Here is a 16,373-nt window from a genome sequence, read left to right as displayed (position 1 = left end):
CTCCAGATAATAGTCGAATCGACGGTATTCAGCGACACTGCGCGCTGAGCCGGACAATGTCATTAGAGGGATGACCCACTTTCCCGGCCGGCAACGTATAATTCACCGTGCACGACTGGCCTGCGCCTTCACCCCAGCTTACCGTCAGGCGATCCTGCGCCTTCTCCACCCGGGCATATATCTGACCCGCCTGGCCTACGCTGCCCACCACATTCCCCGCGCTGTCCAGCACCCGGGCGCCAAAGGGTACCGCCTGGCCGTTACCGCTTGTCGCCATAATCAACAGCGGTATTCCGGTGTCGGTTTTAAACACGATATGGCTCACCGCGCCGTCGTACGGCGCCACCTTCTCACTGGTGTTTTCCAGATCGACGCTGTAATCCGCGTCCTTCGGATCGATGGTGATTTCATTCATTTCATACGGGTTCAGATATGGCACCGCCGCATGACCCCAGGGATCGATATGGATCCCCGAATATCCCCCGACTTTTGCCCCACGCGCGCCCTTCGCTTCCACGACGGCGAAGGTATCCCCGGTGTATGGCGTAGCCACCACGCCCCACGGCCAGCCGATCACCGTACCGCTCATGCCCACCGAGCCGCTCTGGTAGTGCTTCCCGGCGCCGTAGGTCGCCGTCAGGCTGGTGTATGGCGAACGCCAGCCGCCGTTCATCGCAACACTGCTGCCGGTGCCCTGGTTGTAGCTGCTGCCGGTGACGCCATAGCTGTACTGATGTTCATCACCGCCAGTACCGGATACGCCTACCTGACCGCCGGTACGTCCGCCGCTGTCGCGACTGAGGCTTGCCGTCATCAGCGGCGGGTTATCCGCCATCTCGCTGCTCAACGGTAGCGTCATGCTCAGCATCCAGGTGGTTTCCATATGCCCGTCCATGTCGCGCACGCGCCCGGCGCTCAGGCTGTAACTCAGCCGCTTCCAGCTGTTGCTGTAGCCAAACTGATACTGCAGATCCGTCTTGTCCTCATTCCAGTAATTCTGGGTGTAACCGGTCATATAGACCTGACCCCAGCCCTCCGGCAGCCCCTGGTTCATGGTGATGTTGAACCGGTTCTTCGGCCGCCAGATGTTGTTCGCGGAACGACCATGTTTTTCTTCGTCCAGCGCCTGCATGGCGGTCTGGAAGTCGTAGTACCCGGACGTGGAGAAACGATAGGCCGCCAGCGTCAGGTTACTGTTAGTGTCCGGAATGAATTTGCTGTAGCTCAGCTCATAGCTCTGGCCGCTGCTGCTGCCGCTTTCCATGGTCTTCAGATGAGTACGGGCCTGGGTCACATCCGCCGAGAATGCCCCCACCGGCGTGCTCACCGCCAGCCCGCCCTGGATGGCGTAGTAATCCGCGCCGCTGCCCTGAATGCCGCCGTAGCCGGTCAGAATATTGGTCAGCCCCCTCTCATAGGTGGCCTGATACAGGTTCGGTTTTGAAGACAGTGAGGCGCTGTTGTAACGCCCCGCCACCAGATCGTAATGGTGGGCGCCGGGTCTCAACAACCGGGTGACAGAGGCATAGGGAACCTGGAAGGTCTGAACCGTGCCGTCCGCTTCCGTCACCATCACGTCCAGGTTGCCGCCGTAGCCGCTGGGATACAGGTCATCAATCACAAAAGCACCGGGCGATACCGTGGTTTCGTAAATCACCCGACCATTCTGACGTACGGTCACCCGGGCGTTGGTTCTGGCGGTACCGCGGATATCTGGCGCATAGCCGCGCTGGGACTGGGGCAGCATCCGGTCGTCGTTGACCAGCTCAACCCCCCGGAACGGCAGGGTGTCAAACAGCTGTCCACCGGTGCTGGTTTCCCCGATACGCACCCGCCCCTTAATGGCCGGAATATCTCGCTGGACGTAATTATTGGTGGACTGATAGCTGCCCCCTGACTGCTCCTGCCAGTTATAGCTGCCGTCATGACGGAAGTACCAGGCGCCCAGGTTCATCCCTGCATGGATCCCGGCATAGGCCGAATTGTAGCTTTTGCCGCCGCTGCGGGTGGTGTAGGCGCTGGCGTTATAGCCGAACAGCAGTGCCGGAACGCCCTCGTCCCACAGTTCCGGGCTGACGTAGCCCCGGGCATGATTATCCATCATCGCCTGGGGAATACTGATGTCCAGCCGCTGGGTGCCGGAATCATAGATAACCGATGCCTGTGGAATGAGCTGCTGCAGCGGGTAGCACTGGCGCCCCTGCTTCAGGGCCTCATTAAACGCGGCCGGCAGCTGGCTGTAGTTAAGGTTGATCTGTTTGAGGATCTCCACCGACAGACAGGGGCGAACCCGTTTATCAGGCTGTTCAGCGAACACCACCTTCTCATGCGCCACCTTCTCGTCATTCACGTAGATATCCGTGGGCCAGGTACCAGGCACGGCGGAATCGCCATGTTCGAATCGGCTCAGGTCGACCCGGGTGTCTCCGGATGCCCCAAGAAATGCCGGATCAAATGTCACGGTATCCGTGCCGGCACCGGGATCCGGCTGAGAGGGTATACTGGCTGGCGCAGCAGGTGCATCCATGCCGGCTTCTGCAGCCAGCACGCCGGGCAGCATGGCTGACCAGATGGCGCTGGCCAGCAGTGAATAGTGAAAATGACGACGCATCGTAACGCCCCTGTTATCCTGAAAATGCAGTCACCTGCAAAAGTGAATACCCCTGAACCGGCCTTTACAGCGTGCCTTTTTCGGTTTCAACGGCGCCCCAGTCATTGATGTACTGCCAGATAACCTCGGCGCCAGGCCGCACCAGTCCGCCGTCCTTCATCCGGAAGTTGTGCTCACCCCGTGGCGGCACCATCTCGCCTTCGGCGGTGGTGTTGCGACTGCCCTGCTTCACGGTGACGCTCACCAGAGAGACAAAATACGGGGAAGCATTACTGGCCCGCAGCTCGCCCCCGCTCACGCTCCAGCGCAACTGTTTACCGGCCTCATTGGCCTTCTCTTTGTCAGTCAGCGCTCCCGGGCGATAGAACAGTTTGATACGGGTGCGAAACGCCACCTGCAGTCGGTTCGGCGCCGCCTCTTTGGTGACCGGCGGGATCTCCAGCACGTTCAGCCAGTAGACCGATTCCCGGTCTTCCGGCAGAGCCGGTGTCGCGGTGTAGCTCAGACGCAGAGTCTGACTTTTGGATGGATTAATGCGGTTAATGGGCGGCGTCAGAATAAATGGCACCTGGATCTTCTCGGGTTTGGCTTTGACGTCACCGGTATCCACCCAGCTCTGAACCAATACCGGCAGCGTGCCGGAGTTGGTCAGTTTGACAGTGACCTCTTTTTCATTTCCCGGATACACCACACGAGTACCGCTGATCACCACGCTGGCCTGTCCTGGCAGGACGAAAAGCGCAAACAGACATGCACCGATCCGCAGTGCGGCAGAAAAGGATTTTAAATACATGAGCCAGACTCCAGGCCACCGGGACTGATGCCCCGGTGGCTGACAGGGAAGATTACTTGTACTGCAGGTTGTAAACGACGCTGCTGGTCACTTTACCGGCCGTGGTGGCATCGGTAGCGTAGTACTCAACGGCGTACGGGATTTCAGCCGTACCGGTGGCGGTATCGATATCCACGTAAGCGGTATCATTCACCTGGCTGGTGTTGCCCACGTTAATGGCGGCATAGGCGTTGGACGCATCCAGCAGCTGCAGATCCACATTGGTGGCGCCATCAGCGGTCTGGTTCAGCAGACGACCGGTGCTCAGATCCACGGTATCGCCCGGCTGGAAGAAGGCAGAAACCTTGGACGGCCCCGCCGCCACGCCATTTTCTTCATCAGCGGCGGTTACCTGACAGTTAGTCAGCGCCATGTTGAAGGAAGTCCGTCCGGTAGTCTGGCCCGCTGCTGTCAGCTCATTAATACTGACGGTCGGCAGGGTGATGGTGGCATCCGGCCCCTGGCCTTCAATGTTGACGTCACAGGTGGTATCAGTCAGTTCACCATTAAAGTTGATGGTCCCGGTGGATTCAGCATAAGCAGAAGACGCGCCCATGGCTGCCAGCAGGGACAGACCGAGAATTGTTTTTTTCATTTTCATTACTTGATTACCTTGTTTTCATATTACAGACACAGTGTCACCCTCTGCGTCCGGCCATCCGGACACAGAACTTCCGGCGCTTTAACCGTGAGTTAAAGAGCCAAAACCAATTTAATTTTTTTCAGAACAGCGTTACTTATTGTTTACCCCGGTGTATGGCAGGCGTTCCCTAATATCCGGGATTTAATAATCAACTCCTGATTATTCATGACATTATACTTTTTCATTATTCGCCGCTTACAGGAACTGACGGCCTTGCCGCTACATCCGCAGAGCCGGGCCACCGCATCTACCCGCCCGCCCTGCAGCAGAAGATCCAGGATATTCTGCTCTTTGGGCGTCAGACGCCTGTGCCGATAATTCGAATTAAATGTCATACCCGGCCGAAATCCTGAACGCATGGCATCGCGAATATGCCTGGCGGCCGCCATTCCTGAAGTACCAACATCAATAAACAGCAATTTTTCCAGCCCTGGAATTTCACTCAGTACCCGGTGATGCCGATCCGTACCAAAAACAATACAGGGACGGCCATAATGGAGCTGCTGAATAAAAGGCTGCAACTCCGTCAGGGTATCTTCAGTAAAAACCCAAACATCCGGCAGTGCAGAAACTGACATAAAGCGAGCTGCCATTTCACGATAAAGTTGTTCAATTACTGTATGTACGCCAAGAACAAAAAAACGATCGTCACCCTTAATATTTACCATTACGCCTCCAGTTTCTCTGTGAGTCAGAATCACACCGGAAACACAGAATTTCTCTCTGTTACTGCCTGTCTTTCACATAATAATGAATCAGCGTTTCTTAAAAACACGTCCTTTATTTTAATAAAGGCCTCCATCTTTCCTCTCTGCGGAAAAAAGAAAACTGACATTCTGACTTAATATATTCCTGAACTTTCTTTACGTATGTTAGTAAAAGTTCCTGTTGTGGGAAAATGTTATTACCGATCAATTATTTATGTTTAATAGTTTTTGGCTATCAAACATAAATAATTGATCGTTAAATGTAATGAATAAAAAGCATAATTTTATTTTTTTGATTTAAATCAATATGTTATTTCATGCTTCATTTTAAAAACCCAAAAGAGACCCGCAATAACATATAACACAAATGCAACATTGTATTTTAAACACCTTTTTATAGGAATAGTCCTATAAGAAAATGAAACGGATTGTCTGAAAAAAAGAAAGGGATTATTCCTAACAAAACAAAACCATCCATCAAACTAAAAAAAAGACGGAGAAAAATCTTAATAAAAATAAATCTGACACGATCTTTGAGGCATCAAAAAAGAGAGTGCTGATAGTTAAATCACGCGTTTTAAGCACAGCCCATCATCCCGTTAATCATTGCACATTATTTTTCCGCCTCCCTCTCTGAACACGAGGGAGATGAAAAACGGCAAGCCTCCCTGTTGGGGGTTATCATCACCATCATACGACAGTGATTTCATATGAAATGAAGTACGTTAAAAATGTAAGTGGGGTTTAATGTGGAGGGAGGGTGTTGTATCCAGGCAAGGTGGGTTTGAAGAAGCCGTAAACCAGTAGCAGGAAGCGTATCCTGATTAATCAGTAAAACAGCAAACACAAGGTGCGGAACGTCTCCAGCCTGCCGCCAATATTCCGGACATGAAACGGAGGGCTGACCCCGGTGAGTCGTAATCATCCTTAATTTCCGGTTCCTCTCTAAACGGCCCGCTAACGGAGCTCAGGGAAAACGCGTATTTTTTTATTCTGTTTACCTTTATCAAAAACCGGGACATCCAGAATTGCCACCGCGGTTAAACGAGTCGGCTATGTCCATGAAATTTCATGCAGGGGGCCGGGGATATGACTACTTCCCCCTTTATTTTACTTCTTAAAAGCCCCTTTACTTGACCTTCCCCTTGCGGGAAGGTTTAAGCTTGGTCACAGTCACTAAGGCGGGCCACATTACGGCCCGGAATCGAGGAGTCTGATATGTCTCACGTCATTGATCTTACGCTGGATGGCCTCTCCTGCGGTCACTGCGTAAAACGCGTTAAAGAGAGTCTGGAACAGCGCCCGGACGTTGAACAGGCGGAAGTCACCGTCGAGCACGCCACCGTCACCGGTAGCGCCAGTGCCGAAGATCTGATCGCCACCGTACAGCAAGCCGGATACGGCGCAGAGCTCAGCCACCCAAAGGCTAAACCGCTGACGGAGTCGTCAATCCCGTCGGAAGCGCCGGCAGCGGTTTCCTCACAGCTTCCGGCAGCTTCTGCCAACAGCGACGACGATGAGGACAGCCTGCAGTTGCTCATCAATGGTATGAGCTGCGCCAGTTGCGTCACCCGGGTGCAAAACGCGCTGCAGGGCGTTCCGGGCGTGCGCCAGGCGCGGGTAAACCTGGCGGAGCGCACGGCGTTGATAATGGGTCACGCCTGCGCCACTGACCTGGTGAAAGCGGTGGAAGGCGCCGGCTACGGCGCTGAAGCCATCGAAGATGACGCTAAACGGCGCGAACGCCAGCAGCAGACCGCTCAGGCGGCGGTTAAACGCTTCCGCTGGCAGGCTATCCTGGCGCTGGCGCTGGGGATACCGGTCATGGTCTGGGGCATGATCGGCGACAATATGATGCTGACCGAAGAGAACCACGGGCTTTGGCTTACTATCGGTCTGCTCACCCTGCTGGTGATGGTGGTGGCCGGCGGCCACTTCTATCGCAGCGCCTGGAAAAGCCTGCTCAACCGCAGCGCGACCATGGATACCCTGGTGGCGCTGGGTACCGGTGCCGCCTGGCTTTACTCCATCAGCGTTAACCTGTGGCCAAATTTCTTCCCGGAAGCGGCGCGCCACCTCTACTACGAGGCCAGCGCCATGATTATCGGCCTGATTAACCTTGGCCATATGCTGGAAGCCCGGGCCCGTCAGCGCTCGTCAAAAGCGCTGGAGCGGCTGCTGGACCTGACGCCGCCCACCGCCCGGGTGGTGGATGACCAGGGCGAACGCACGCTTCCTCTGTCAGAAGTGCAGCCAGGGATGGTCCTGCGCCTGACCACCGGCGACCGGGTGCCGGTGGATGGCGCTATCACCCAGGGCGAAGCCTGGTTCGATGAGGCGATGCTGACCGGCGAGCCAGTGCCGCAGCAGAAAGCCAACGGCGAAGAGATTCACGCCGGTACCCTGGTACAGGACGGCAGCGTACTGTTTCAGGCCAGCCGTACAGGCGGCCATACCACTCTGGCGCGCATCATTCGCATGGTTCGCCAGGCTCAGAGTAGTAAGCCGGAAATTGGTCAGATGGCAGACCGCATCTCCGCTATCTTCGTGCCGGTGGTGGTCGCCATCGCACTGCTCAGCGCCGCCATCTGGTACTTTTTCGGCCCGGCGCCGCAGGTGGTCTATACCCTGGTGATCGCCACCACGGTGCTGATTATCGCCTGCCCCTGCGCTCTTGGGCTGGCAACGCCGATGTCGATTATTTCCGGCGTGGGTCGGGCCGCGGAATTCGGCGTGCTGGTACGTGATGCCGACGCCCTGCAACGCGCAAGCCAGCTGGATACCCTGGTGTTTGATAAAACCGGAACCCTGACCGCAGGCAAACCGCAGGTCGTGGCGACAGAAACCGCGCCGCAGATCGATGCCGACCAGGCCTTGCTACTGGCCGCCGCGCTGGAGCAGGGCTCCAGCCACCCGCTGGCGCGCGCCATCCTGGAAAAGGCGGGGGCACAAGCGCTGCCGCAGGTCGACGGCTTTCGTACCCTGCGCGGCCTGGGGGTCAGCGGTCACGTACAGGGGCATGCCCTGCTGCTTGGCAACCGCGCTCTGCTGAACGAACAGGGCATCGACTGCGGCCCGCTGGAAGCGCGTATCGAAGCCCATGCCGCCGAAGGCGCCACGCCGGTGCTGCTGGCGCTGGACGGCGCCGTCGCCGCGCTGTTCGCCATCCGCGATCCGCTGCGCGAAGAGAGCGCCGCCGCCCTGGCGCGTCTGCATCGCGAAGGCTACCGGCTGGTGATGCTGACCGGCGATAACCCGACCACCGCCGGGGCCATCGCCCGGGAGGCGGGCATCGACGAAGTGATCGCCGGCGTTCTGCCAGACGGCAAAGCTCAGGCGATTATTCAGCTACAGCAGCAGGGGCGTAAGGTGGCGATGGTAGGCGACGGCATTAACGACGCCCCGGCGCTGGCCCAGGCCGATGTCGGCATCGCCATGGGCGGCGGCAGCGACGTCGCCATCGAAACCGCGGCCATTACCCTGATGCGCCACAGCCTGACCGGCGTGGCGGACGCGCTGGCTATCTCGCGCGCTACGCTTCGCAATATGAAGCAGAACCTGCTGGGCGCCTTTATTTACAACTCGCTGGGCATCCCGATCGCCGCTGGTATTCTCTGGCCGCTGACCGGCACCCTGCTGAATCCGGTGGTGGCAGGCGCCGCCATGGCGCTCTCTTCCATTACCGTGGTGAGCAACGCCAACCGGCTGCTGCGGTTTAAGCCTGAACGGTAACCAGGCCGGAATGCTCCGATAGCTCTACCGGCAATTGCGCCCCGCCATGCGGGGCGTCAGGTTGATGACAAAGAGGGAAAAAACGTGGTTTTTCCCTCTTTAATGTTTATCAGCCGAAAATCAATGAATTGATTTTCCCTGTTTATTTTTCTGGCATTCTGCCCGAACGCGTTCAGCTCAGGTTTGTCAATGGTCTCCCCTGAGCCGGAATGCTCCGATAGCTCTACCGGCAATTGCGCCCCGCCATGCGGGGCGTTAGCATGACCTTTTCAGTCAGGGAATGCGCCATGGGTTTGCTAAGCCGTCTCCATACTCTCTTTTCCCGGTTCGGGAGCCACCGTTATCCCTGGCCCGCCCTTGATATTACCCTTCCCGGCCAGCGCCACCTGCATCTGGTGGGCAGCATTCATATGGGTACGCCCGATATGGCGCCGCTGCCGACACGCCTGGTGCGCAAGCTGCGAGAAGCCGACGCGCTGGTGGTCGAAGCCGATATCAGCGGCAGCGATTCGCCATTCTCCAGCCACGGCGAAGAGCCGCCGCTGGAACAGCGCCTGAATCAAAAAACGCTGGAGCACATCCTGAAGCTGCTGCAGGAGCTGAATATTCCGCTGGAGAACGTTGATAACCTGCCGCTGTGGCAGATAGCGCTGCTGCTTCAGGCTCATCAGGCCCAGAAGCTGGGCCTGCGCCCGGATTACGGCATCGACTATCAGTTGATTCAGGCGGCGAGCCAGTTTCAGCGGCCAGTGCGGGAGCTGGAAGGCACCGACAATCAGCTAACGCTGCTGCAAACGCTGCCGGACGCCGGGCTGGGACTGTTGCAGGATACCCTGATTCACTGGCACACCAACGCCCGCCTGCTGCAAACCATGATTAGCTGGTGGCTGAAATCGCCGCCTGCGGCGCCCGACCCCTCGCTGCCCAGCACCTTCAGCAATGAGCTCTACGATGTGCTGATGGTACAGCGCAACCGGCAGTGGTACGATTTCCTGCATACGCTTCCATCCGGTCACTATGTGGTGGCCGTAGGCGCGCTGCACCTTTATGGCGAGAGTAATCTCCCCAGCCTGCTCAGGCAGCGCTAATCCGCGCAGGTCGCGCCATCCGGATTAACAAGAAGGAAATCATGACCCCCGCCGTAAAACTCCTGGAAAAGAATAAGGTCAGCTTTAAGATTCACACTTACGACCACGATCCCACTGAGACCAACTTCGGCGACGAGGTGGTACGCAAGCTGGGGCTCAACCCGGAACAGGTTTATAAGACGCTGCTGGTGGCGCTGAATGAAGATATGAAGCACCTTGCAGTGGCGGTGACGCCGGTTGCGAGCCAGCTCGATTTGAAAAAAGTAGCGAAAGCCTTTGGCGTAAAAAAAGTGGCGATGGCCGACCCGCAGGTCGCGCAGCGAACCACCGGCTACCTGGTGGGCGGGATCAGCCCGCTGGGGCAGAAAAAGCGCCTACCAACGGCAATCGACGCTCCGGCCGCCGACTTTGCCTCCATCTATATTTCCGGCGGCAAACGCGGCCTGGATATTGAACTGGCGGCGGTGGATCTGGCGAAACTGCTAAATGCTCAGTTCGCCGATATCGCCCGCCGCGACTGAGCACCTGGTTCATCGCGGATTGGCGTGAAGCTGAAGTGACCGGCGGCTGCCCTGGCTTCTGGGTGAGTATGTAGCGCAGGAGAAGGTTCCGTTCACCTTAAGGGTATTTTTATCTGTCGGTTGCGGAACCGGTGAACGGGCCAGGGGCTCAAATGCCGCCCCTGACAACCCGGCTTTCCGGCGTGAAAATCGCCGCTTGCGCGGATTAACCCGCCCCCTCCCTGGGCCGGGCCCCTTCGGGGCAACGCCTGCGGCGTTGTTCAAAATGGCTCCCGGCAATTTTGTCCTGCGTATTCCCGCCAGCCGGACGGGTCGGGCGTGACGTCACCTCCCTGTGCCGCACGCCCTCAGCCCGACGTCCTGTCGGGCTGACCCTGGCGGCCGTGAACGCTGCGGCGATTTTCAGGCCGGAGAGTCACCGCCCTGAATCTTCTGTCCGGATTTATCAGTAAAGGTATTGCTGGTTGTATTTGAGCACCCCGTCTAAAGCGACGAGGGTGTTGCCACCCGGCTTAAAAAACGCCGTAGCGTTCACGAAGGGCCGGAGGAGCGACAGGATGTCGCGACAGGGCAAGGTCGCCAGGGAGGGCGACTCTTGCCCGTTCCGAAAAGCCCGGCGTGATAAGCGAAGGGGCCCGCATCAGCGGCGTTTTTTAGCGCCGGGGAGCCCGGGTCGCCAGGGGAGCGGCGACTGAGCCCCCTGGCCCGTTCACCCGCGGTGGATTAACAGAGAAGCAGTTGCCTGAAGTGAACGGAACAGCCCACCACATCATTATATTCTGCCGCTTTTATTCTGAAACCAGGCGCCAGAGCCACTTGTCACCCTCACCCCGGCCCTCTCCCTGGAAGGGAGAGGGGGCCCCCAGCCCACCGCATCATTATATTCTGCCGGTTTTATTCTGAAACCGGGCGCCAGAGCCGCTTGTCACCCTCACCCCGGCCCTCTCCCGAAACGGGAGAGGGAGTTCCCCGCCAATGAACGGAACACCCGCCGCATCGTCATATGTCGCTTTTATTCTGAAACCGGGCGCCATAGCTGTCTGTCACCCTCACCCCGGCCCTCTCCCTGGAAGGAAGTGGGGCCCCCACCCCACTGCATCATCATATTCTGCCGGTTTTTTTCCACTTTCGAACACTCCACGCTAATCCGCGCTGATCCATGAAATAGCCTGATGAACCAGACGAATTAACGCCAGCTTACCTCGCCCTTCGGCGCCAGGGCGTTGGCGTCGATAGGTGAGTTCTGCTCAATGTACTGCTTGAGTACTTCGGCATCGATAAAACCGCTATTCACGTAGCCCGGATGATCGTCAAGCCGGGGATAGCCATCGCCCCCGGCGGCGTTAAAACTCAGGGTCGCCATCCGATAGGTCTTATTGGCGTCGATGGGCTGCCCTTTAATGGTCAGCGCCTTGATCCCCGAACCTTCAATCTGCATTCCCACATTCGCGAACTGCGGGTAAGCCCCGGAATTGGGCGTCTTCTGCGCCACCGCGGTCAGATAGCGCACCACGTCGCTCCCCTTCATATCGACATACGCCAGCGTATTGCCAAACGGCTGAACCCGCAGCACATCGGCATAGGTGATATCCCCGGCGGCGATAGAGTCGCGAATGCCACCGCCGCTCATTACCGCGAAGTCGGCGTCACTACGTGCCATTAATCCGTTCAGGATCAGGCGCGCCAGATTAGTCTGCTCAAAGCGCACCCTGTCGCGATCCCCTTCCAGCCGCGCGTTGACGCTGCCGATCTTCACCTTAAGCTGGGCCTGCCCTTTACGCTGAAAAGGCGCCAGCAGGCTAATCATACGCTGATTTTCCGGGATCTGCGGCGCATACAGAACCCGCTCGTGCTTGCCATCGCCCCAGTCGATAGTGCGTTTGAGATTGACCGGCAGCAGCTGATAGTTCACCAGCTTCATTTCGCCATTACGAAACTCAAAATCGGCCCGCCCGACATATTTCCCCCATTCCTGGGCCTGGAGTATCCAGGTACCGTTCTGGCGATCGGGCTTACAGGCGGTGCCAGGAATATAGTCACGCTGCTTTTTATTTTCCGCCGCCATGCAAACCGGATCATGCGAATGACCGCCGACAATAAGCGCCAGCGCCCCGGGATCCATGGCGCGGGCCAGCGCCACGTCGCCCGGCGCGTTGGATCCATGCTCCCCGTTGTCGTAATGACCCATATGGGTGACGGCGATAATGACATCCGGCTTTTCGTTCTGCTGAAGCTCCTGGATAACCAGCTTCGCTTCACCGGCCGGGGGATGAAACTCAATATCCTGCAAATACTCGGGATTGCCGACGCGCGCGGTATCGTCGGTGGTCAGGCCAATGACCGCCACCTTCAATCCCTGCGGGGTAAACAGCGCCCAGGGCTTAAATAGCCGTTCGCCGCTGCTCTTCTGATAGGTATTGGCGGAAAGAAAGGGAAATTTCGCCAGCTTCTCCTGCTGGCGCAGCACCGCCAGCGGATTATCGAATTCATGGTTGCCCACTGCCATGGCGTCGTAGCCAATCAGATTCATACCGCGAAAATCGGGTTCGGCATCCTGAAGGTCAGACTCCGGCACCCCGGTATTGATATCACCGCCGGAGAGTAGCAACACGCTCCCCCCCTGCTGTGCCACCTCTTTGCGAATCCGATCCACCAGCGTTTTTTGCGCCGCCAGGCCGTACTCTCCCTGCGCATTGCGCCAGAAGTGGCCGTGATGATCGTTGGTATGCAAGATGGTGATTTTATAGGTTTTATCCTTTTCCCAGCCGAACGCAGGCTGCCCCGACATTATTATGCCGATCGCCACCAGCGCGACTATCAGCGCGCGCTTCACCCCTGAGTGCATCTCAGTATCTCCATATTCATTGTGTAAACTCTTCTCATAGCATAGCCACAGCGCATAGCCGTTGCGACTTTTCTCTGCGCCCGGGTGCAGGTATGGTAGCAGGGTGCATCCCGCACGGAACGACCGCCTGCATCCGTTCCCCGGTTCTGGCTGCTTCCAACGGTTACGAGCCGGTCGAATAATCCAGAGTATATAAAATAAACATAATTTTCAGGTAACTATGGCATGAGTGAACAAAACCCTTCGCTGGGCGGCGCCGACATCGCGCCGCCCAAACCCCGCACCGCGTTCGGCATCCTGGGGGCTATCAGCCTCTCCCATCTGCTGAACGATATGATTCAGTCGTTGCTGCTGGCGATTTATCCGCTATTGCAGGCCGACTTCTCCCTGAGCTTCGTTCAGGTGGGTCTTATCACCCTGACCTACCAGGTCTCTTCATCGCTGCTACAGCCGCTGGTAGGGTACTATACCGACAAATATCCCATGCCCTGGTCACTGCCTGTCGGCATGTGCTTTACCCTGAGCGGTCTGGTGATGCTGGCGATGGCGGGTAGCTTTCCGCAGGTTCTGCTGGCGGCAGCGCTGGTCGGTACTGGCTCATCGGTGTTCCACCCGGAATCCTCCCGGGTGGCGCGGATGGCCTCCGGCGGCCGTCACGGCCTGGCCCAGTCGCTGTTTCAGGTAGGCGGCAACTTCGGCAGTTCGCTGGGGCCGCTTCTGGCGGCGGTGATTATCGCCCCCTATGGCAAGGGCAACGTGGCCTGGTTTGTACTGGCGGCGATGCTGGCCATTATCGTGCTGCTCCAGGTCAGTCGCTGGTACGCAGCCCAGCACCGAATAGCCCGCAGCCGCCCGGCGCAGAAGGTGATTTCCCCCCTGCCGCGCAATAAAGTGGTGCAGGCGGTCTGCGTGCTGCTGGTACTGATCTTTTCCAAGTATTTCTATCTGGCCAGCATCAGCAGCTATTACACCTTTTATCTGATGCATAAGTTCGGACTGTCGATACAAAATGCCCAACTCCATCTGTTCGCCTTTCTGTTTGCGGTGGCGGCTGGTACCGTAATTGGCGGGCCGGTGGGCGATAAAGTTGGCCGTAAAGCGGTGATCTGGTGTTCTATCCTTGGCGTAGCGCCTTTCACCCTGATGCTTCCCTGGGCCAGTCTGTGGTGGACCGGGGTACTGACGGTGATCATCGGCTTTATTCTCGCTTCAGCATTTTCCGCCATTCTGGTCTACGCCCAGGAGCTGATGCCCGGACGCATCGGTATGGTTTCCGGTCTGTTCTTTGGGTTCGCCTTTGGAATGGGGGGCCTTGGCGCCGCTGTTCTGGGTCTGATTGCCGATCGGACCAGTATCGAGCTGGTTTATAAAATCTGCGCTTTCCTGCCTCTTCTTGGCATTCTGACGGTATTCCTTCCGAATAACCGCGTAAAAGATTGATTTTTCCGGCCAGATGCTTGATCTGGCCGTTCTTTAACTCCATATCCCCCAATGCTCCAGGCAAAATTAAGCCAATAATTACTCCCTTCAGTGCATTTTTATGAAAAAAATCGTGTTTTCGTAAAAAACCAACACCTGAAAACAAACGCGAATGAAAAATTGTCATAAACTATTACATAGCGCCCCGTCCCTTCGCGGACGGATTCTGGATTGACCACGGACCAAAGGAGACGGAATGCATCATGCCACCCCGCTTATTACCACCATTGTCGGCGGCCTTGTGCTGGCCTTTTTACTGGGTATGCTCGCCAACAGGCTGCGCATATCACCACTGGTAGGTTATTTGCTGGCGGGAGTTCTGGTTGGGCCCTTTACGCCCGGATTTGTCGCCGATACGCAACTGGCGCCGGAGCTGGCTGAACTGGGCGTGATTCTGTTGATGTTCGGCGTGGGGCTGCACTTTTCCCTGAAGGATCTGATGGCGGTTAAATCCATCGCTATTCCCGGCGCCGTACTGCAAATCGCGGTGGCGACGCTGCTGGGGATGGGCCTTTCCTGGTGGCTGGGCTGGTCGCCGATGACCGGCATCGTCTTTGGTCTGTGTCTTTCCACCGCCAGTACCGTGGTGCTGCTGCGCGCCCTGGAAGAGCGGCAGTTGCTCGACAGCCACCGTGGGCAGATCGCCATCGGCTGGCTGATTGTCGAAGATCTGGTGATGGTGCTGACCCTGGTGCTGCTACCGGCGGTAGCGGGCATGCTGGAAAAAGGTAACGTCGGCTTCGTCTCCCTGAGTCTGGATATGCTGATGACTATCGGCAAAGTGGCGGCCTTTATCGCCCTGATGCTGGTGGTCGGCCGCCGACTGGTGCCCTGGATTCTGGCCCGTAGTGCCGCCACCGGCTCCCGGGAGCTGTTTACCCTGGCGGTGCTGGCTATGGCGCTCGGTATCGCCATGGGGGCGGTGGAGCTGTTCGACGTCTCCTTTGCGCTGGGCGCCTTCTTCGCCGGTATGGTGCTGAATGAATCAGAACTGAGCCACCGCGCCGCTCACGACACCCTGCCGCTGCGCGACGCCTTCGCCGTGCTGTTCTTCGTTTCGGTAGGCATGCTGTTCGATCCGCAAATCCTGCTGGAAGAGCCGCTGGCGGTAGCGGCGGTGGTGGCTATTATCATCTTCGGTAAGTCGCTGGCCGCCTTCCTGTTAGTCAGAATGTTCGGCCATTCCCAGCGTACCGCGCTGACCATCGCCGCCAGCCTGGCGCAGATTGGCGAGTTCGCCTTTATTCTGGCCGGTCTGGGTATGGCGATGGATCTGCTGCCCAAAACCGGTCAGAACCTGGTGCTGGCGGGTGCGATCCTGTCGATTATGCTCAATCCGATTCTGTTTACCCTGCTTGAACACTACCTGCGTAAGAATGAAACCCTGGAAGAGCAGACCCTGGAAGAGGCGCTGGAAGACGAAAAGCAGATTCCGGTGGATATCTGCGACCACGTACTGCTGGTGGGCTATGGCCGGGTCGGCAGTCTGATCGGCGAAAAGCTGCTGTCAAAGGGGGTTGCGCTGGTAGTGATAGAGACTTCGCGCTCCCGGGTGGACGCGCTGCGCGAGCGCGGTATCCGCGCCGTGCTGGGCAATGCCGCCAATGAAGAGATTATGGCGCTGGCGCATCTGGACTGCGCACGCTGGCTGTTGCTGACCATTCCAAACGGCTACGAAGCCGGCGAAATTGTGGCCGCTGCCCGGGAGAAAAATGCGGATATCGAAATTATCGCCCGCGCCCACTACGACGACGAAGTGGACTACATCGCCGAACGCGGCGCTAACCAGGTGGTGATGGGCGAGCGGGAAATCGCCGGCACCATGCTGGCGCTGCTAAAAGATTCCGCCCAACGGCCGGTGATGTCGGACAGTGCGGTTACGAATTAATCAATCAGGGGCGACAGAAGTCGCCCT

General features: G+C 57.6%; 10 protein-coding genes. 5 read left to right on the top strand and 5 right to left on the bottom strand.

Annotated elements, in window-relative coordinates; translation table 11 throughout:
• Nucleotides 1–28 precede the first annotated feature (28 nt).
• From V3W49_RS09585 to V3W49_RS09570, 4 genes are all read right to left on the bottom strand, one after another.
• Nucleotides 29–2,611, bottom strand: coding sequence for a fimbria/pilus outer membrane usher protein (locus V3W49_RS09585; RefSeq protein ID WP_500145127.1), 2,583 nt, complete (start codon nt 2,609–2,611; stop codon nt 29–31).
• Nucleotides 2,612–2,675: 64 nt separating this feature from the next.
• Complete coding sequence (locus V3W49_RS09580) at nt 2,676–3,404, bottom strand: fimbrial biogenesis chaperone (RefSeq protein WP_500145126.1); 729 nt, start codon at nt 3,402–3,404, stop codon at nt 2,676–2,678.
• 52 nt (nt 3,405–3,456) lie between these two features.
• A complete protein-coding gene (locus tag V3W49_RS09575) occupies nt 3,457–4,038 on the bottom strand; it encodes a fimbrial protein (RefSeq protein ID WP_500145125.1) in 582 nt (193 codons plus the stop codon).
• Nucleotides 4,039–4,187: 149 nt separating this feature from the next.
• A complete protein-coding gene (locus V3W49_RS09570; RefSeq protein WP_500145124.1) occupies nt 4,188–4,754 on the bottom strand; it encodes a helix-turn-helix transcriptional regulator in 567 nt (188 codons plus the stop codon).
• A gap of 1,257 nt (nt 4,755–6,011) precedes the next feature.
• Here V3W49_RS09570 and copA point away from each other — a divergent pair.
• The 3 genes from copA (at nt 6,012) to ybaK (ending at nt 10,134) form a co-directional block, all read left to right on the top strand.
• The gene (gene copA, locus V3W49_RS09565; RefSeq protein WP_500145123.1) at nt 6,012–8,525 is read left to right on the top strand and encodes a copper-exporting P-type ATPase CopA; all 2,514 of its coding nucleotides are present in this window, start codon (nt 6,012–6,014) and stop codon (nt 8,523–8,525) included.
• A gap of 287 nt (nt 8,526–8,812) precedes the next feature.
• Nucleotides 8,813–9,613, top strand: a complete 801-nt coding sequence (locus tag V3W49_RS09560; RefSeq protein WP_500145184.1) for a TraB/GumN family protein — start codon at nt 8,813–8,815, stop codon at nt 9,611–9,613.
• A 41-nt stretch (nt 9,614–9,654) separates the two neighbouring features.
• Entirely contained in the window at nt 9,655–10,134 is a 480-nt protein-coding gene (ybaK, locus tag V3W49_RS09555; RefSeq protein ID WP_500145122.1) for a Cys-tRNA(Pro)/Cys-tRNA(Cys) deacylase YbaK, read from the top strand.
• Nucleotides 10,135–11,320: 1,186 nt separating this feature from the next.
• Here the strand turns inward: ybaK and ushA are convergent.
• Entirely contained in the window at nt 11,321–12,979 is a 1,659-nt protein-coding gene (ushA, locus tag V3W49_RS09550) for a bifunctional UDP-sugar hydrolase/5'-nucleotidase UshA (RefSeq protein ID WP_500145121.1), read from the bottom strand.
• 225 nt (nt 12,980–13,204) lie between these two features.
• Here ushA and V3W49_RS09545 point away from each other — a divergent pair, with 225 nt between their 5' ends.
• Together V3W49_RS09545 and ybaL are read left to right on the top strand one after the other, a co-directional pair.
• Nucleotides 13,205–14,419, top strand: a complete 1,215-nt coding sequence (locus V3W49_RS09545) for an MFS transporter (RefSeq protein ID WP_500145120.1) — start codon at nt 13,205–13,207, stop codon at nt 14,417–14,419.
• Between the two features lie 235 nt (nt 14,420–14,654).
• The gene (gene ybaL, locus V3W49_RS09540) at nt 14,655–16,346 is read left to right on the top strand and encodes a YbaL family putative K(+) efflux transporter (protein WP_500145119.1); all 1,692 of its coding nucleotides are present in this window, start codon (nt 14,655–14,657) and stop codon (nt 16,344–16,346) included.
• Nucleotides 16,347–16,373: the final 27 nt, after the last annotated feature.

This window comes from Rosenbergiella sp. YN46 (assembly GCF_036620675.1).
Taxonomy (GTDB): Bacteria; Pseudomonadota; Gammaproteobacteria; order Enterobacterales; family Enterobacteriaceae; genus Jejubacter.
This window is presented reverse-complemented; position numbering and strand designations above follow the sequence as displayed.